The organism is Glaciecola sp. 1036 (assembly GCF_050306235.1).
Lineage (GTDB): Bacteria > Pseudomonadota > Gammaproteobacteria > Enterobacterales > Alteromonadaceae > Glaciecola.
The window spans coordinates 274,898-291,868 of the sequence record NZ_JBLWFH010000006.1; the positions used below are offsets into that span (position 1 = coordinate 274,898).

Annotated in this window: 21 protein-coding genes and 1 tRNA gene; 19 read left to right on the forward strand and 3 right to left on the reverse strand. The window is 38.6% G+C overall.

Annotated features, from left to right (window positions below; all coding sequences use genetic code 11):
- Positions 1-72 precede the first annotated feature (72 nt).
- The 3 genes from ACNKW3_RS11240 to ACNKW3_RS11250 all read left to right on the forward strand — a co-directional run bounded on the left by ACNKW3_RS11240 (position 73) and on the right by ACNKW3_RS11250 (position 2,408).
- Entirely contained in the window at positions 73-375 is a 303-nt protein-coding gene (locus ACNKW3_RS11240) for a PilZ domain-containing protein (RefSeq protein ID WP_427399391.1), read from the forward strand.
- A 1,007-nt stretch (positions 376-1,382) separates the two neighbouring features.
- A complete protein-coding gene (locus ACNKW3_RS11245; RefSeq protein ID WP_427399392.1) occupies positions 1,383-1,931 on the forward strand; it encodes a hypothetical protein in 549 nt (182 codons plus the stop codon).
- A 105-nt stretch (positions 1,932-2,036) separates the two neighbouring features.
- Positions 2,037-2,408, forward strand: a complete 372-nt coding sequence (locus ACNKW3_RS11250) for a hypothetical protein (protein WP_427399393.1) — start codon at positions 2,037-2,039, stop codon at positions 2,406-2,408.
- Positions 2,409-2,885: 477 nt separating this feature from the next.
- Here the strand turns inward: ACNKW3_RS11250 and ACNKW3_RS11255 are convergent, their stop codons facing one another.
- Positions 2,886-3,203, reverse strand: coding sequence for a CcdB family protein (locus ACNKW3_RS11255; RefSeq protein WP_427399394.1), 318 nt, complete (start codon positions 3,201-3,203; stop codon positions 2,886-2,888).
- Positions 3,203-3,448, reverse strand: a complete 246-nt coding sequence (locus ACNKW3_RS11260; RefSeq protein WP_427399395.1) for a type II toxin-antitoxin system CcdA family antitoxin — start codon at positions 3,446-3,448, stop codon at positions 3,203-3,205. The genes ACNKW3_RS11255 and ACNKW3_RS11260 overlap by 1 nt, the downstream gene beginning before the upstream one ends.
- A gap of 304 nt (positions 3,449-3,752) precedes the next feature.
- Here ACNKW3_RS11260 and ACNKW3_RS11265 point away from each other — a divergent pair, with 304 nt between their 5' ends.
- The 13 genes from ACNKW3_RS11265 to ACNKW3_RS11325 all read left to right on the forward strand — a co-directional run bounded on the left by ACNKW3_RS11265 (position 3,753) and on the right by ACNKW3_RS11325 (position 14,132).
- Positions 3,753-3,983: a S26 family signal peptidase gene (locus ACNKW3_RS11265; RefSeq protein WP_427399396.1), complete on the forward strand. Its 231-nt coding sequence runs from the start codon at positions 3,753-3,755 to the stop codon at positions 3,981-3,983.
- Positions 3,984-3,985: 2 nt separating this feature from the next.
- On the forward strand, positions 3,986-4,249 hold the full coding sequence (gene lepB, locus ACNKW3_RS11270) for a signal peptidase I (protein WP_427399415.1): 264 nt from the start codon (positions 3,986-3,988) through the stop codon (positions 4,247-4,249).
- A 100-nt stretch (positions 4,250-4,349) separates the two neighbouring features.
- Complete coding sequence (locus ACNKW3_RS11275) at positions 4,350-4,625, forward strand: hypothetical protein (RefSeq protein WP_427399397.1); 276 nt, start codon at positions 4,350-4,352, stop codon at positions 4,623-4,625.
- A gap of 124 nt (positions 4,626-4,749) precedes the next feature.
- On the forward strand, positions 4,750-4,977 hold the full coding sequence (locus ACNKW3_RS11280; protein WP_427399398.1) for a hypothetical protein: 228 nt from the start codon (positions 4,750-4,752) through the stop codon (positions 4,975-4,977).
- A 36-nt stretch (positions 4,978-5,013) separates the two neighbouring features.
- Complete coding sequence (locus ACNKW3_RS11285) at positions 5,014-5,328, forward strand: hypothetical protein (protein WP_427399399.1); 315 nt, start codon at positions 5,014-5,016, stop codon at positions 5,326-5,328.
- A 342-nt stretch (positions 5,329-5,670) separates the two neighbouring features.
- Positions 5,671-5,919 carry a hypothetical protein gene (locus ACNKW3_RS11290; RefSeq protein WP_427399400.1) on the forward strand — a complete coding sequence of 83 codons (249 nt, stop codon included), beginning with the start codon at positions 5,671-5,673 and terminating at the stop codon, positions 5,917-5,919.
- Positions 5,920-6,107: 188 nt separating this feature from the next.
- Positions 6,108-6,386 carry a putative quinol monooxygenase gene (locus tag ACNKW3_RS11295; RefSeq protein WP_427399401.1) on the forward strand — a complete coding sequence of 93 codons (279 nt, stop codon included), beginning with the start codon at positions 6,108-6,110 and terminating at the stop codon, positions 6,384-6,386.
- Positions 6,387-6,443: 57 nt separating this feature from the next.
- Positions 6,444-6,905, forward strand: a complete 462-nt coding sequence (locus ACNKW3_RS11300; protein WP_427399402.1) for an HAD family hydrolase — start codon at positions 6,444-6,446, stop codon at positions 6,903-6,905.
- A gap of 39 nt (positions 6,906-6,944) precedes the next feature.
- Positions 6,945-8,216, forward strand: coding sequence for an alpha/beta hydrolase (locus tag ACNKW3_RS11305; RefSeq protein ID WP_427399403.1), 1,272 nt, complete (start codon positions 6,945-6,947; stop codon positions 8,214-8,216).
- 202 nt (positions 8,217-8,418) lie between these two features.
- Entirely contained in the window at positions 8,419-8,799 is a 381-nt protein-coding gene (locus ACNKW3_RS11310; protein ID WP_427399404.1) for a VOC family protein, read from the forward strand.
- Positions 8,800-8,900: 101 nt separating this feature from the next.
- Positions 8,901-12,866, forward strand: coding sequence for a TIR domain-containing protein (locus tag ACNKW3_RS11315; protein ID WP_427399405.1), 3,966 nt, complete (start codon positions 8,901-8,903; stop codon positions 12,864-12,866).
- 135 nt (positions 12,867-13,001) lie between these two features.
- Positions 13,002-13,760, forward strand: coding sequence for an AAA family ATPase (locus ACNKW3_RS11320; protein WP_427399406.1), 759 nt, complete (start codon positions 13,002-13,004; stop codon positions 13,758-13,760).
- 15 nt (positions 13,761-13,775) lie between these two features.
- Positions 13,776-14,132 carry a DUF5329 family protein gene (locus tag ACNKW3_RS11325; protein ID WP_427399407.1) on the forward strand — a complete coding sequence of 119 codons (357 nt, stop codon included), beginning with the start codon at positions 13,776-13,778 and terminating at the stop codon, positions 14,130-14,132.
- A 38-nt stretch (positions 14,133-14,170) separates the two neighbouring features.
- Here the strand turns inward: ACNKW3_RS11325 and rnhA are convergent, their stop codons facing one another.
- On the reverse strand, positions 14,171-14,635 hold the full coding sequence (rnhA, locus tag ACNKW3_RS11330) for a ribonuclease HI (RefSeq protein WP_427399408.1): 465 nt from the start codon (positions 14,633-14,635) through the stop codon (positions 14,171-14,173).
- Between the two features lie 84 nt (positions 14,636-14,719).
- On the opposite strand from rnhA, the gene dnaQ reads away from it, so the two are divergent.
- From dnaQ to ACNKW3_RS11345, 3 genes are all read left to right on the forward strand, one after another.
- Complete coding sequence (dnaQ, locus tag ACNKW3_RS11335) at positions 14,720-15,430, forward strand: DNA polymerase III subunit epsilon (protein ID WP_427399409.1); 711 nt, start codon at positions 14,720-14,722, stop codon at positions 15,428-15,430.
- The gene (locus ACNKW3_RS11340; RefSeq protein WP_427399410.1) at positions 15,384-16,772 is read left to right on the forward strand and encodes a TIGR03503 family protein; all 1,389 of its coding nucleotides are present in this window, start codon (positions 15,384-15,386) and stop codon (positions 16,770-16,772) included. Before dnaQ ends, ACNKW3_RS11340 begins: the two co-directional genes overlap by 47 nt.
- 122 nt (positions 16,773-16,894) lie before the next feature.
- Positions 16,895-16,971 (forward strand) — tRNA-Asp (locus ACNKW3_RS11345).

The following is a 16,971-nucleotide window of genomic DNA, read 5'->3' on the forward strand; positions in this document are numbered from 1 at the left end:
AATTGCAGTTGACAGAGTAGGAGCATGTCTCTATAAAGTTTAACGCGAATATAAAAATAAAGAGGTAACTCGATGTTAGGGTATGATGATAAACGCAATTTTTATCGCATGATGGTTAACTCGCCTTGTGAAGTAAAATTGTTAGATCAACCTTCGGTGTCTAGTTTGTCGGCAGTGTGCCGCGATATTAGTGCGACAGGCATGTCTTTGGAATTAGATCTACCTACAGTAGAACTCGGCGCATTGTTAGATATTACCATTGAATCAAACAATGATCAGATCCCATCTCTTGAAGCAAAAGCAAAGGTTGTGCGTTGCGAAGACGGTGAGGACGAGACTTGCTTAATTGGCGTAGAAATTAACGAAATGAAATAGTTTGTTCTAGTATCAAACTATTAAAATGGGCTCACAGGTCAGTATCATTCCACCGTGAGCTTAGTTTTATTTGCTCTCTCTTATTTTACTTTTATTCCTTAATATTCAGCTAGGTTAATATTTTTCCCCGCAATTAATCCGATATTTTTAATAACCAATAATAGTCGATTTAAAAGTTTTAATAGCTTTCGATTATAGGCTCGCTATAAAACAAAAAAGCAGACTTTTTACTCACTATATACTCAAGCTATTATTCATTGAAATCAGATAGTTAAGAGTAATTAGTTTACCTAGAGGGAAAACCCGCTAAATACAGACTCGCGAAATCGAGCCCTAATAAACCTAAACTAAAGTTGACCACGCAAAATTAAATGATGTATAACAATGATTTAGGCTAAAAGGATATTGGCGATGAACTTGCAGTTGCTTTGTGTATATGCAAGATGTTTGCTAATAAGCTGTTAGGGGCTCTTTATCGAATGCTTAGTTTATCTGATACCACTGTAAGGCAATACCGGAAAAAGAATGGAAAAGTTTCGATTCGCCTAAGGAGTCACCTTTTGATCGAGTCAACCGAATCCTTTTCTTTGACGGCTTATTTGAAAGATATTAGGTGCTACCTAACTTTTCCAAATGAGGAGCCATGGATGTTTAAAGATGTCGCAGTTTCACCTGACTGTATCTGTTCTACTGATTCCTTCATGGTTCATGATTTGACAGCTTCTGGTGAAAAAAGCATTAGGGATATCTGTGATACAGTTGGTAATTTAAGGCTGGATTATCATATTAGCTTTACTGGGCACCCTTCCGAAGAGCCAAGCTCAAAATCATATGTGGTCCCTATCATTAGAAGGAAGACAGCGTATGGCCCCTAACAAGGGAATTTTATCATTCGCTGTCGCTCCTTCGGACATTTTGCACTTTTTAAAATCTGCTTTTCGCTTCGTTCAATTTTCGCAGATTTTAACACCTACAAACTGCCGTAAATGCAGGCGTTAGAAGCCAATATGAATATTGTAGAATACCGTGAGCTTGTACAAGACCTGTTATTTGAGCCATTAGCGGCAATCGGATTTCAAATGAAGGGTGATCACATTTATTTGAGAGAAAATGGCAATTGTCTAGCCTTGTTAAGAGTTAAAGATAAATGGTCTAACATCACTCAGCAGGTCAAGTATCTATTAGTTGTCCGGCAAGAATTTCTGCCTGATTTGGAAGAAAGAGAAATAACTGAATTTGTTGATCATCCTGCTTTGTATCCATTCAAAGCAAATCCTTTGAAATTGGATAACTTTCAAAGGGGGGTGTTTAAAAAGAAAATTGTATACAAATACCGAAGCTGTAACTTGGGGCATTACGATACGGCGAATATAAATTATGGAGAAGAAGATCCAAGTTGCATTCTCCAAACAATAGCATCCGAAGTGGCGACCAAGGGTGTTGAATGGTTTCATAGTCTAACTCCCAGCATGTCTGCGAAACAGATAAGGAAATATGGCAACAAAGAGTACATTGAAGAAATCTGGGATAGAGCATATGCAAAAAATGGCTTCTAATAAACGGGTCAAATTCGCTCTCTTTTGTCGCAAGGACGCGCAAAATGCCCGCTTGCTTTACCCTGCTAAATAATTGTTGAAGCGTTATGTTCTTCAGGGGTTAACTTGAAAGTAATTAAAGCTAAGTTAAATACCGAGCCTTATCACTCACTCAGCATTAAGGACGTAAAATATATTCTGGGGCTCGTGCCTGAGCACTGGTATCGAAATGTGAATAAAATAGTCCTTAGCTCTACTCATTTTAATAAGTCACGATTCGACAGACCTGTTTTTGGACACGCCGCACTATTAGATATAAATATATTGTCTAGGGGGTTTACTAGGCAGGAAATAGCGAAGGAATTTCTCAGAGAATTGGCAGTTTTAGGTAGAGTCTCTCAAACACAGAGCTTCAATCACATCCCCAAAAAAGAGTTAAAAAAGATTGATGAAGTAATTGAGCCATTTTTACAGGAGTTTTTGAATGCCAGAACATAACAAGTGACTATGGTGTTAAGTCAATTAATCGAGATTATCAGGGCAGGACATTATTGAAGCATTAGGTTACGAAAAATGGGAACCGAATTAATTTACATTTCTAACGTTACTACTCCCGCAATCTTTTTTGTATATTTTCTATTATTGTTCAAAGGCATGTTTCCGAATCCCAGAGCTGTTATTGCATTGATTATAAATACCACGTGGATGCTTTCATTCTTGATATCAGGAGTTATCGATGGCGATTTGTATTTAAGCTATCTATATGGAGGATTTTTCTTAATCATCTTTCAGATAGTCGTTTTAATTATTGTCTGGTTATTTGGTATTCAACTTGGCAAGTTCATAGGGCTAAGTAAGCATACAACCTAACAAGCGACTATGGTACCAAATCAATTAATGGAGATTATAAGTGCATGCCATGCCACTTGCATTCGCAAATGTCACACCATACTCTGCTAACTCATTATTGTGGTGTTATATGCCGGTAAATAATAGATCGATTGCTGAAATTACTTCAAATCTGAAAGCATTAACATTATCTACTTTTGAGGATAAAAATGATTCTGGTACAGTTGTTATTTGATGGGTTAAAAGGACATAATCTTTTCCCTTGATTTGTATTATCGGGCAGAGTTTTTTTGCATCTCTATGCTTTATTGAACCTGGTGAGGAAAAAGGTATTACAACTCTTGAATTGAGTTCGTCGAGTAAATCGTTTTGTACATTCAAAAAATAAGGGTAAGTTTTCTTTGTAGCCTTATCTTTGTTTAAGTAAACCGTAAACTGACTCATTAGAACTCACGGAAAGAGTCAGAGAAAAGGCCATGTTTTTCTGTTAACTCATTTAACGCCTCAATGGCATCTCGGTTTTCGTTTTTCCAATTTTCGCGCTCAGTTTGGCGTAGTTGATGGACCAATGCGCGTTCGAGAGTTGCGGAAAGGTTGATTTTATTTTTCCGAGCTTTAGTTAGTAAATCACTGTTTATACTCAAGTTTGTTGGTTTCTTGGGGGCTTTTAAATCATAAAGCTGAGGCATTATGGCTTGCTCCTAACAGTTAATGCGTATAAGTTATGCGTATAATGTTGTCACAATATCAGGAAGCGTAAAACAAGGCAAATCACTCGGATGCCAAAACATCCGCTCTGCATTGGTTTCGCCATCGGCGTTTGCGGCGTTAAACCCTTTCCACAAGATTAAATGGATGTATTCAAATGAAAAAAATACTAATTGCTCTTATTTCTCTGTCTGATCTTCCCCTAAAACACAAAGAATTGCCGAAATGGACAAGCTAAATGAATTATTACATTCCACACTCGTTTGAGGGGCTAACAAGGTTATTATGAAGAAATCCAGTATACTTTTTTTAATACTTCTTATTAGTGGTTGTTTTGATTGGTATGAAGTGCCTACATTTTCGATGGAACCTACGATTATGTCTGGAGGCAAGATCAAAATTGAAGAAGACTATTATGATACCAACCGTATTCAGAGGTTTGGTATCGTTGGCCATATAGTTCCCAGTAACAATTTATTTCAAGCTAAAAGAATTATTGGGTTGAGGAAACTATAGAAATTAAAAATGGAGTAATCTTGATAGATGGACAAAACTTAGATGAACCTTATGAGTTTGATAAAATAAAAATGGATTATGGACCTGTAGTTATTCCAAAAAATCACTATTTTCTGTTAGGAGATAACCGAAACCAAAGTAATGATAGTCGCTACTGGGGAACGCTACCTCTAGAGTCCATAAGAGGAAAAGTGGTGGAAATTAAGAATCCACGAAAATACATTATGAAAACGAAGCCGCATAGGAAAGTCAACTCAATAGATTAAAAGAGGATTTTACGGATTTTCAGACCTCCTCAGATAGGCCACAATAATATGGCTACTATCTGTTTATAATTTATTTTGAATAAATGAGCGAATAGAACTTATGGATTTAGTTGAATTAGGTGAAGCAAGCGACAGTGAATATGATCGCGAACATACTTGCGTTGAGAATGAGTTCCCTAAATTTGATCGCATAATTCACTGTGTTAAAGCCAATGATGAACCTCTTAATATATGGCAAATACACGGTATTCATTATGCGGTGGAAGAAGAAGTGAAATTGGGAGAGGCTGACTACGTAGGGCAAGTCACTTACCACAGCGTGATTTCAATAAATTATTGTCCGTTTTGCGGAGCAAATTTAGTAAATGACGCATAGAGTTGGGCTTAAGAGCATTAAAAATTCTCTGTACATCATAAAGAGTGTCCACAAACTCTGGTAAGAATGCTGTAATGTTAACTAGTTAGTTTGAGCATAAGCGCGCTATCGAGGAGTCAAAAAAATGAAAGATTCGGATAGATATATAAAAATTGTCGAATGGTCAGAAGATGACAATTGCTATGTGGGTTCTAGTCCCGGACGAATGCTTGCTGGTTGTCATGGAGATGATCAGAGAAAGGTTTTTGACGAACTTTGCTTAGTTATAGAAGATACAATAGCCCTCTACAAAACTGATAACAAGCCTTTGCCGTCACCTACGTCAGGCAGAGACTGGACTAATGTTGCATAACAAGGAGGTAGTTTGGAGAAGGAAATTGCAGTACGGATGTTGGAACAAGTTGCCCGTAATTTGACGGCTATTGAGAACTTATCTAGAGTTCTAGGTCTCCTTACTGAGATCAAAGATAGGAAATTGTACACTCCAATGCTGAAAGAATTGCTTAGCAGTAATTTTGAGTTGCAACACGAGATTGGGCGGATTTATAACGATTTAGACCCTATGTATCTGGGCTTGGAGGAGTTTACTTTGATGCGTAAAAAATTTGAGGACCCAGAAAATCCAATTCCAATGCCAACACAAAAGGATATCGAAAATGCTAAACGGTCCTGGGAGAGAATTAGTAGGATGCTTAAAAAGTAGAAAGTTTACATACCAAAAGCCTAAAGACGAAAATTGGTAAGAGCGGCCAGCTCCGCTTAAATTAGTGTTTTAAGCCAAGGGACAATGCATTGCGGTATTTCATACCGCTACTAATTTATAATTGTACCCTCAGAAAACTCATATAAACTGCTTCTCAAACGAATAGATATGGTGTCATTGAAAATTTCGCCAGAACTTCCTATTCAAAAGTGGATTAAGGAAACGATGATGGATGGGAGCCTTTAATTAGGGCTTCCATAGGGAATTTGGAAAATTAACGCCAAAAAGTTAAGTACTTGTTCCTATGTAATAGTGCTGTAGACAAATCAAGGAAGTTGATTGATGTTGATTTATTGGGTCGTAATTGGTTTTTTCACCATATTAAATCTCTATGTCAGTGTCCTTTTAATACGAAGGGATGATTTAGAACAAATACAAAAAATACTGCAAATATTACTTGTCTGGTTAATTCCATTGTTAGGCGCAATTGGAATTTGGCTACTTATCAAAAGCCAAGATGATGATGACAATAATAAACCCAGTAAACCTTCGTTTGGTGGCGGGGCGAATGACAGCATCGGGGCGCAATGATTATTATATGGTTCGATTCCAGATAACTACGAGCGCATGCAACTAGAACTCGTGCGTTTGTTAAAGTCTAAAGTGCCGCGCTATATAAATTTGTAATCAGCGAATAGATTTTCAATTAGTTTTTTACAATAAATTAGCTCATTGACCGGTCGTTGTAATTGATGATTAAAATAATTCAAAGGACTTTTATGTTTGTATTTGCAACGATAACGCCGAAAAAACAATTCTTCGAAAATGCTAAACAAGCTATTTTAGGTATTCTTGATCAAACCAGAGATGAGCCGGGATGTATTCAGTTCGAACTACATGAAAATAGTGAAGAGGGTAAACTCTTTTTATATGAACAGTGGCAAGATGAAAATGCACTGACGTTGCATTATCAACAGCCTTACACTGCACACGTATTTGAACAATACGAACAATGGTTACAAATACCCGTTGACGTAGTTAAAATGGATAAATGCTAAGAACTTTAACCTGTAAATACTATAGGTTTGATGCGTTACAAAGGAATGTAATACGAAATGAAAGTTTATCTTTTTGATTGGGGGGACACCCTAATGGTTGATTTCCCAAACGGCAAAGGAAAGATGTGCGATTGGGAAACAGTTCAAGCGGTAGAGGGTGCAAAAGAGTTACTGCAACGCTTGTCGTCAGATGACAAAATTTATATTGCTACTGGCGCGGCTGAATCATCAGAGTCTGACATCAAAGCAGCGTTTGAACGCGTAGGCTTAGACCGCTTTATTAGCGGCTACTTTTGTAAGGCTAATCTAGGCATCTCAAAAGGTTCACCGGAATTCTTGCGAAGCATATTAGATAAACTCAATGTTACACCCGAATGCGTTTTCATGGTGGGGGATAGCTATGAAAAAGATATTGTTCCAGCGCTAGCAATTGGCATACAAGCAATATGGCTGTCGCCAAGTACCACTCAAGCACCTTTTGATAACGTTCGCATTATCAAATCACTTCGAGAAATGTGAAACTATGTTGTATCAATTAAAAAAAGGCGAGTCTTATAAATGAAGCAAATCGTTATTTTATTCTTCTTAGCGCTAAGTTTTACTTATTTCAGTGCCAAAGCCGCAACTCCCGAGCAAATTAAAATCGCAAAAACAGAGTATCCAACACAGATCCTATATAAACTTTGGCAGGACCATCAAAACGATCCCAATGCAGCACTAAGATTTTACAACACACTTGATCAAAAACACCTTATCGAGGTCAGTAGTGATGCTCCTAATACAGCCACCGTGACGTATTTTGCCAAGGGGAGTGAGGATACCGACTACATTATGCAATCAGGTGGTCCTGACTTTTATGGCTTGAGGTTCAAACAAATAGGTAACACTGACATTTATTTTTGTGTCCAAAAAATTCCAACTGATGCCTTTTTCACTTATGGCGTAAATGAATTTAAACGCAAAAAAGTGGAAGGAACGGAACAACTATACCAAACCGATATGGCGCATATTTACGATGGAACGGTAATAGGGCCACAAGCACCTTTATCTAACTATATCGTTAATCATAAGAATGTGGCCAAAGGGATTATTAAGGAGGTCATCATCGAGAGTGAATACATGGATGAAAAGCGCAAGCTTGAAGTGTATTTGCCCGCTAACTATAACCCAGCGCATGCCCATAACTTAGTTATTCAATTGGATGGACAAAACTTTTCAGCAGATGCAGAACAAGCTCCAGCTTGGCGAGGTTGGACGCCATTACCAACTATTTTAGATAACCTGATCAATGAGGATAAAATTACACCCACTATTGCAGTGTTTGTTCACAATCAAGGTAATCGCTCAAAAGATCTGATTGATGATAGAATGGCAGATTTTATCGCCCTTGAGGTTTTGCCATGGGCAAAAAGTAATTTCAACGTTTCATCTGACAATAAACATATTGTGCTTTCAGGGCCAAGCCGAGCAGGGTTTACCGCTGCATACACTGCGCTACGTCACTCAGAACTTATCGGTTCCGTGCTTTCTCAATCTGGTTCCTTTTATTACACCAAGTCTGACAAGTCGAATTGGCCTATTTATCCGGAATTTGAAGGTGTTTTAATTCCTGGTTATAAAGATGCTCCAACTCAAAATATCCAGTTTTATCTCGATGTTGGCTTGTATGATCTTGGTTTGGCCGCAGTAGGAACAAATCGTCGCTTGAAGGACATTCTTCAGCTTAAAGGCTACAAAGTTGAATATTACGAATATAAAGGTGGGCATTCTCATTTGGCCTGGCGTCATACACTCGCTAAGGGGTTGATTACGCTAATTGGTAACAAGTGATTTAGTAAGCATTAAAATGACGGATAAAATTGTCCATAAATTAAACTTTAGGTAGTTGTAAATCTGAATTAAGCGTGTAAATTTAAAAGTTGGTCGTTTGTTTATCAACAGTTCCTCGTCAAATATTTGAAGTTAACAACATGGAAAGTGAAGTTTACCTGAACAAACCTCAACCAAAGTTAATTACATAAGGAAATAAGGCATGACCAGAGTAACTGGAATAGGAGGCGTTTTTATTAAAGCTAAAGCGCCCGAAGTATTGCAAAATTGGTATAAAACGCATCTTGGCATTGATGTACAAGTTTGGGGTGGAACATTCTTTAAATGGGTTGATAGTGAAGGCAAGCCCTACGCTGGCTCAACCGCGTGGATGGTTGGTAAAGGTGAGAACTTTGCACCTAGTGAATCCTCTTTTATGGTGAACTATCGAGTTGCGGATCTGAATCAATTATTGAGCGCGCTGCGCGCAGAAGGCTGCAATGTATTAGACGAAACCGACGAATCTGAATTCGGAAAATTCGGTTGGTTTATGGACCCTGAAGGAAACAAAGTAGAACTTTGGGAGCCGCCTGTTGGCGAATAGAATTTGCCGACATTCAGCTATTTGAAGGCTAGAGAGTAATTAGCCATTGGTTAACACTTTAAAATAAGCTCAACCGTTTTAATTGGAATGAAGTACTGATTATGGAAAACCCGCAGAAGAAATATAAAGCTTTTATCAGTTATTCGCAAAAGGATAAACGTTGGGCTGCAAAAATTCATAGTTGGCTTGAGTCATACCGAGTGCCTGCTGGCGCTCTTATTCAAATCCAAAGCAATAGACGATTAGGCAAATTTTTCCGCGATGATGATGAAATGTCAGCGTCATCGGATCTTGCATCAGCACTTAAAGAAGCCTTAATAAATTCAGAAAATTTAATAGTCATTTGTTCTCCTAATTCAGCAAAATCTGAGTGGGTGGATGCTGAAATTAGGCACTTTAGAGAAACCGGTAGAGCAGACAATATTTTCGCAATAATTGTTTCTGGTGAACCCAACTCTACGGACCCCAATAGCGAGTGTTTTCCACCAAGCTTACGTGCTTATGAAGAAGAAGAGGGCATTATGCCCATTGAGCCACTCGCCATTGATTTACTGAAAGATGGTAAAAGCAGGGCTTGTACGCGCTTGGCTGCTGGCCTGTTAAAAATTGACTTTGACGATTTATGGCGACGCGAACAGCGCAGAAAAACTAAACAATTAATAGGTTGGGCTTTATTAGTATTTTCCGTGCTAATGATTTATGCCGTGATTTTGGCTTACCAAACTCGCTTGTTTAATGGTGATAAGGCTCAGTTTTTTGGCCAAATGGCTGAGTTACAAAATGCTGCTGTAGATAGTGGCAATGATGAAGATAAAGGGCAATACGATAGAGCGCTTAGGTTTGGCGTTGTGGCCACAAGAGAAGGAATACTCGATCCAGTAACAAATAAGTCTCAAGATGAACTTGTTAAAACCTTGCATAGCATGCCGGATGCGATGCAATTAAATAGTCCTGATAGACTCATTGGGAATGTTGCGCTAAGCCATGGACGGACCAAACTCGCCATGGTAGAGCTCGACGTACAAGGCGACATACTGATAGTTGATCTTAACGATTTTAAAATAATTGAACGCATTACTCATGGATTAAGCGCGAAAATTCGGGGCGTCACCTGGCACCCGACGAGAAATTGGTTAGGTCTATTTGATGACGAAGGTGTTACTTACATCTTAGATTTAGATGCACGTAAAGTTATTTTTAAAACGCCATCAATAGGGCAAACAATTCTAACGACTTCCTTTTCCGACAACGGGCAATATTTGTTAATTCGAGGTTGGAGCTCATATCAAGTTTGGGAGCTGGCAACGGGTAAATTAGTTGACCGCTTATCAAACCCTAAATTTAGTAGTATGGACGTTGCTTGGGTTCCTTGGTCGACAAATATTGCAGTGTTGCCCATCTTAAAAGAGTATGGATCAAAACAGTCCCTAAGAATTCGTGATGTGGTTGAAAAAAAGGATCTTCTTACATTGGGTGGAGATGCTTCTTCAATAAGCACTTTTTCTTTACCACCTTCAGGCAAGGGCTTAATGATTCATGAACGCTTGGGTAACGAATATAGCGAATACGCTTATAAAATAGCCTATGTTGATTTGCCCAGTGGCGAAAGGAAATTAGAAACTTCTGTCGATGATATTTATAATTTTTTGGGATTAGAAGCTAACGATAGGGGCGGTTTGGCCGGCATTGTATCCAAGGACAAAGAGCTACATTTTTATGAATTTACCTCAGGTAATAAGGTTAAACATTGGCAGGTTGATTTTGCTGATGGCAACGTCCCAGCGCTGTTGAGTCATACCGGAAGTAATGAATCTGTGTTGATTGGGTCTGAAAATGGCGTCATTCGGCTTTACAGTAAAATGTCCAATGATAAGCCTTTACTTAAAATTCAAGCCCATAACGGACAGGGCCTGAACAAGCTAATTCTCACCAATGCTCAAGACAAGCTTATATCACACGGCAGTGACGGTAATGTTATGGTGTGGGACATAAAGGGTTACGATAATCTGGTCCATAAAGCACCACTGAATGGTATGGTGAATGGATTTATTAAAAGCTTACAATTCAATCATAATAGGTCAGCTGTACTGGCATTAAATGAAGGTTCCATTGGTGTTATGGGGTTACCGGTAAAAACATCAGTGCCTGAAAGACTCATTCAACCTTTTGAATCTAAATCATTGTTTACCTTGCCAACTCATATGCGTTCGCAATTTAAAATTCTTGATGGGTATTTTACCGACGACAAAAACAATGTGCGATTTATCGTAAATAACGGTGAAATAATTGAGGTTCCCATCATTGGTGATAAAAAACTTTCTACTATTGAGCATATTCCAGAAGTAATTGATATTGCAAAAGCTAACACGGACAAAGTTGTGATGGCGGTAGCGACCAAAGGTGGCGTTTATACTATTGATGGGGAAAATATAGCACTGTTAACGTCTTCAGATCCTGAAACCATACCCTACACTAAAGTAGCCGTAAGTCCAGATGGTAAGTTTATAGCTGCGGGCACCGAAGATGGTCAAGTTAGGCTTTGGTCGCTGGCAAATCGCAATTTACTCAATACGTTTAAGCTTGATTCAGCTAGCAACGTCAAACTCCTATCGTTTACCCCATCTTCACAATACTTATTTGTAGGTGGGCCAAGAAAGGGGGCAAAGCTATTTCATCTACCCGATGGTGATCCCGTCAATATTGATGCTGTAAATGAACGTTTTTGGACTATCGACTACATAACCTATTCGCCAAATGGTAAGCTCGCTTTGATTCAGGGTTCTAACAATAACACCCTGGTTTTGCATGCCGAATATGGCATATTTGACCTAAATGAAAATCAATTACAGCCAGATGGTTGGCGTTTTGGTTCGTCGGAAAAAACGGCTTTTCTTAACGATGATCGCGTTATGTATATGATTCCGCAAGGAGAACAAAAGCTAGTTATTTGTTCTATCAGCAGTTTGGTGTGCTTGGCGCGCAAACACAATTTAAGATATTTTACATCTGGCGCTTTGTTTGATGACGATCAAGATATCATGATCGTAGATAATTTTGGTGGGTTATTATTTTGGAGTGTGGGTTGGTTAGTTGATGACAATGTCAGACAAAACCTGTGCTCTGGCATCATAGATCCAAATTTACTGATAGTAACTGATGAAGATGTCAGACAAGCACCTATGTTGGTGAATCATTTAGGTCAAAATGTGTGTGACATCAATGCTCCTTGGTATGAAAGATTTTTCTCGTCATCCAAACCAAAACCCTTCGTTTCTATTGCGGCACACACCCCTGATGATTATTTGAATTCAATTGAGAATTTTGCGACTGCAGATAATCCAACAAGTAAAATTTTGCGGCAATATCTTAGTGAGTTTGAATTTAAGGCTTTAGACAAAATAAATGGGTCTGCTGAGATAAGAGCACAATTACTTCAAGCAACGGGTTACATAGAAGGGATTGGTGTACCAAAAGATTTTGATAAAGCTGAGGAAATTCTAAAGGCACTGGTTAAGCAAGAGAATTCAATAGCGCAGTTTAATTTGGCTATGGCATTAACTCTCAAACAGGATAAACGATCAGCAATTAATCCTGAAGAGCAGGAAATTCAAAAGTTAATAGCGGCATCTGCTCAACAAGGTTTTTGGGCGGCAAACCAATTTTTAGGGGTTAACGCCTATCAAAATGAAAATTTTGACCAAGCCAGGAAGTATTTTAAACAGGCCGTCGAAAATGGTGATAAAAACTCCATGCATTGGCAAGCCTTGGTAGCAGAAGCTATAAATGACAAGCCTGAATTACCATCAATTAATGCTTGTGAGTTACATAGGCAAGCTGCTATAGCAGGTGCAGGGAAAAGTTTAATGCCTTTTTTGAAATGTATTGAATCAGGTGTATTAACGACAAAATTAACTCATCAGCAACTTATGGCAATGCTCAAATTTTACGGCTTTCAAGATAATGAACCAAAAGTTCGTCAACAGGCACAAAGTCTATTTTATAGGTATATAGATCCCTTGGTGATGACGCCAAAATTATTAAATGATGTTGTTGTATCTAAAGATTAGTTAAGCGGTTTTAACCACTTCATTTAGGAAATCTACTAAACGTTCTTAGGTGTTTGAAGTGGCAAGTTTCACTGTACTCATTTAATAAAGAAATAGAGAATTACTTAAATAGTTTCAACGTTAGGAAAATAACGAATGGATGCATTACCGTATTTACAAAAAGTAAAACTCAAACGAGAAAAAATCTTCTCTTTTGACGCTTATCTATTCTCTATACCTGCGGTACGAGAGCTTTATGAAATAGATTTTTCCAAAGAGGTCACGATTCTTGTTGGTGAAAATGGCTCGGGTAAATCAACTCTTTTAGAAGCAATTGCTGTAGCAATGGGATTTAACGCAGAGGGTGGGTCCAAAAACTTTAATTTCCAAACACGAAAAACGCATTCTGATTTATTTGAATACCTATTGCTTTCAAAATCGTTTAAAAGGTATAAAGACGGCTTTTTCCTACGAGCCGAAAGTTTTTACAATGTCGCAACTAATATAGATGAGATGGATGAAGGGTTTTCTAAAACACCTATGCTGAAAGACTCTTATGGAGGAAAGTCTTTGCATCATCAATCTCACGGCGAGTCCTTTCTTGCACTTATGGTTAATAGGTTTGGCGGGAATGGGCTATACATTTTAGATGAACCGGAAGCTGCGTTGTCTCCATCACGGCAATTAGCTGTGTTAAGTAGGATGTATCAATTAATTGAACTGCAATCTCAATTCATAATTGCTACACATTCTCCCATTCTAATGGCTTACCCAAATGCAAAAATATACCAAGTAAGCTCGAATGGTATTGAACCAGTCAAGTATGAAGAAACCGAACATTATGAAATAACTAGAGCTTTTTCAAATAACCCTCAACCCATGCTTAAAGAATTATTTAGAGAAGACAGTGTTTAAAAATAGGAAAATTCTGTGAAAAAGTACTTATTTTCGTTATTGATTTCTCTTTTTAGCATATCAGCGATAGCGAACACAGACAGTTTAGACGAAATAAATCACCTATTATCTTTTGTAGAAAATACTAATTGTAAGTATGAACGAAATGGCAAAATCCATACGGGTGCAGAGGCGGTTGAACATATTAAGAAAAAATATGATTACTACAAAGATGATATTGTTACTGCGGAAGATTTTGTGAAATATGCCGCAACTAAAAGCAAGATGTCAGGAAAATTTTATTGGGTGCAATGTGATTCAAACTCTCGAATTAAAAGCAAAGATTGGCTGTTAAGAGAATTACATCACTTTAGTCAAATAGACACAGATTAGGCCAGACTTTATTTATCAATCTGGCCAAGAAATTCCCGTTAAGTTGGCTGGTAACCTTTGTCTTCTAGCAGATTACTTGCGCTTGCAGCGTCTCTTGCCAAGGTATCCACTTTTTCGTTGCCTGGGTTGCCTGAATGCCCCTTAACCCATCGCCAATCTATCTGGTGTTTATTGGCTACTAGATCCAATTTTTTCCACAGGTCTTCATTTTTGACTTTTTTCTTATCGGCTGTGCGCCAGTCGCGTTTTTTCCAGTTGTGAATCCATTTTTGAATGCCGTTTTTAACGTATTGGCTGTCGGTATACAAAGTAACATGGCAGGGCGATTTTAATGCGTTTAAACCTTCAATGACTGCTAGCAACTCCATGCGATTATTGGTGGTTAATTTAAACCCTTTGGCAATTGACTTTTCAGTACCTTTATATTCGAGTAATGCGCCAAAGCCGCCAGGACCTGGATTCCCCAAACATGATCCATCGGTATACATAACAACTTTTTTCATTTATTTAATTTCTTTCTCAACAAGCGGTTTTTTTAAATTCTCATAAGAGTATACTTTGATAAAAACTCACAACAATAAAAAACTATGAGACAAATAGTACTAGATACCGAAACAACCGGCATAGACCCCGCTGATGGCCACAGGATCATTGAAATTGGTTGCGTTGAACTGATTGACCGAAAATTAACCGGTAACACCTATCACCAATACATAAATCCCGATAGGGAAGTTGAAGAGGAGGCGATTCAGGTTCACGGTATAACCAATGAATTTTTAGAAGATAAGCCTAAATTTAACGCCATAGCAGACGAATTTATCGCTTTTATTGAAGGCGCTGAACTAGTCATTCATAACGCCGCGTTTGACGTAGGCTTTATGGATCATGAGTTTAGACTCTGTGGCAGAAATCTCCCCCTTACCAATGACATTTGTTCGGTATTGGATACGTTAGAATTAGCTCGCCAAATTCGCCCGGGTAAAAAGAATAGCCTAGATGCACTTTGTAAAGCCTATCATGTTGATAATAGTCATAGGACGTATCACGGCGCATTGATGGATAGTGAGATTCTCGCCGAAGTTTACTTGTTTATGACAGGGGGCCAACGCAAATTAGGATTATCTGACGATGAATCATCCGATGGGCATCAACAAGAAGCCAAAATAACCAAACTTTCTTACCGTCCAAACTTAAAGGTTTTGCCTGCTTCTGCCGATGAACTAGCTATACATGAAGCATATTTAGATAGCATTGAAAAAAGTTCTAGCAAGGTTATTTGGCGTAGCGATAACCCATAAATACATTTCCTATTTGTGCGCTTGTGTTTGGTTGTTTGCCAGCACAGGCGTGGCGCCGTTATGGGCAAATCAAGACGATTTATCCGCAGAAGAGGTGTTACGAAAAGTAACGCCTATCGATAGTCAATATCACAATAGTATCCCACTTTTAAATAACAGGTTTAGAATCGACAGCGATGTTGCCGAAGTTACCTTAGTGTTTTTCCGTGATTATGGCTCAGCCCCTGTGGTATTAGTGCGCCCTGATGGTTCAAAGTTATATTTAGATAACGATAGTGTCGATGACAGTTACACCTGGTATGAAACAGATACATACGACATGATCGCGTTGAAAAATCCGATGCCAGGTCCATGGCAAGCCGTAGGGCGCATTCTGCCTGAAAGTCGGGTCATGGTTATTGCTGATATTCAGTTAGAAACGGATCCAATTCCTAAGCTTATTTTCTCCGGAGAAACGCTTAAAATGACCGCCAGATTAAGTAATGGCGGACAAAGCATTGATTTAAGCGAATTCAAAGATGTGGTTATCTTATCGGTGGATTTCGCTAGCACTAACAATCCAAATTATGAAAACTTTGGCCTAGGAAGTCGCAATGTTGCGCGCTTTGAAGATAATGGCATGGGGTATGATGAAAAAAACAGTGACGGTGTTTTTACTGGACAATTTAATCTACAAATAGCGCCAGGTGAATGGCAGCCTATTATTTCAGTGCGAACACCTTTGTATTCAAGAGAAAAGGTCTTAAATAAAATCGTTTTACAAAAGAGTCCTTTGTTTGTTTCTCATGTTGCCAATGAAACTGAAACAGGATTTCATCAACTGACCGTAGATGGCGATCCTGAAGCCATCAGCATGGCGACTTTGCTTATTGACGGTAATGTCAAACATCCAACGGGTGAAATCTCACGATTTTCAGTCACTGAAATGACCGATGGAAAGAAAGTTATTGATATTGAAAACACAGATTATGGTACCTATAGAATTAACATGACGGTATTTGCGCAAAGTATGACAGGCAGAGACTTAGTGCTAACGTTGCCTGAATATAGTTTTGAAACTATAGCGCCACCGCCACCTCCCGAACCTGTCGAAGCAGAAGGCTCTGAAACAGAAGGCGAATTAGCTGTTGTGGAAAAAGAAATCGAAGAAGAACCAAATTTTCTTGTGATTGGATTAATAATTAATTTTTCACTGATGCTAGTGGGGGGGGTAATCATATTTTTTATTGTTGATAAGCGTCGTAACCCAGACAATCCAATTCTGCAACGAATGAAAAATAAACTCGGAAAAATCAGCTTTAAATTTGGAAAAAAAGAGCAAACAACCGCTGAAAATGCCTAAGTTTGGACAATAATTCGCCAAGTTCACCAAACTGTAAAAAAACAAGTTGACTAGAGCAGATCAGAACCGTATTATCTGCGCCGCACTTCGGATTGAACACCGAAGTGACGATTTTGACATGCGGAGTGGTAGTTCAGTTGGTTAGAATACCGGCCTGTCACGCCGGGGGTCGCGGGTTCGAGTCCCGTCCACTCCGCCA

Bases quoted from the DNA above. Each gene is read 5' to 3' on its own strand.
- ACNKW3_RS11310 (WP_427399404.1), top strand. From the start codon at position 8,419: ATGACCAGAGTAACTGGAATAGGAGGCGTTTTTATTAAAGCTAAAGCG.
- ACNKW3_RS11315 (WP_427399405.1), top strand. From the start codon at position 8,901: ATGGAAAACCCGCAGAAGAAATATAAAGCTTTTATCAGTTATTCGCAA.
- ACNKW3_RS11290 (WP_427399400.1), top strand. From the start codon at position 5,671: ATGTTGATTTATTGGGTCGTAATTGGTTTTTTCACCATATTAAATCTC.
- ACNKW3_RS11275 (WP_427399397.1), top strand. From the start codon at position 4,350: ATGGATTTAGTTGAATTAGGTGAAGCAAGCGACAGTGAATATGATCGC.
- ACNKW3_RS11255 (WP_427399394.1), bottom strand. From the start codon at position 3,203: ATGAGTCAGTTTACGGTTTACTTAAACAAAGATAAGGCTACAAAGAAA.
- ACNKW3_RS11245 (WP_427399392.1), top strand. From the start codon at position 1,383: ATGAATATTGTAGAATACCGTGAGCTTGTACAAGACCTGTTATTTGAG.
- ACNKW3_RS11285 (WP_427399399.1), top strand. From the start codon at position 5,014: ATGTTGGAACAAGTTGCCCGTAATTTGACGGCTATTGAGAACTTATCT.
- ACNKW3_RS11320 (WP_427399406.1), top strand. From the start codon at position 13,002: ATGGATGCATTACCGTATTTACAAAAAGTAAAACTCAAACGAGAAAAA.
- ACNKW3_RS11265 (WP_427399396.1), top strand. From the start codon at position 3,753: ATGAAGAAATCCAGTATACTTTTTTTAATACTTCTTATTAGTGGTTGT.
- rnhA (WP_427399408.1), bottom strand. From the start codon at position 14,635: ATGAAAAAAGTTGTTATGTATACCGATGGATCATGTTTGGGGAATCCA.
- ACNKW3_RS11300 (WP_427399402.1), top strand. From the start codon at position 6,444: ATGAAAGTTTATCTTTTTGATTGGGGGGACACCCTAATGGTTGATTTC.
- ACNKW3_RS11260 (WP_427399395.1), bottom strand. From the start codon at position 3,448: ATGCCTCAGCTTTATGATTTAAAAGCCCCCAAGAAACCAACAAACTTG.
- ACNKW3_RS11280 (WP_427399398.1), top strand. From the start codon at position 4,750: ATGAAAGATTCGGATAGATATATAAAAATTGTCGAATGGTCAGAAGAT.
- ACNKW3_RS11305 (WP_427399403.1), top strand. From the start codon at position 6,945: ATGAAGCAAATCGTTATTTTATTCTTCTTAGCGCTAAGTTTTACTTAT.
- ACNKW3_RS11295 (WP_427399401.1), top strand. From the start codon at position 6,108: ATGTTTGTATTTGCAACGATAACGCCGAAAAAACAATTCTTCGAAAAT.
- dnaQ (WP_427399409.1), top strand. From the start codon at position 14,720: ATGAGACAAATAGTACTAGATACCGAAACAACCGGCATAGACCCCGCT.
- ACNKW3_RS11240 (WP_427399391.1), top strand. From the start codon at position 73: ATGTTAGGGTATGATGATAAACGCAATTTTTATCGCATGATGGTTAAC.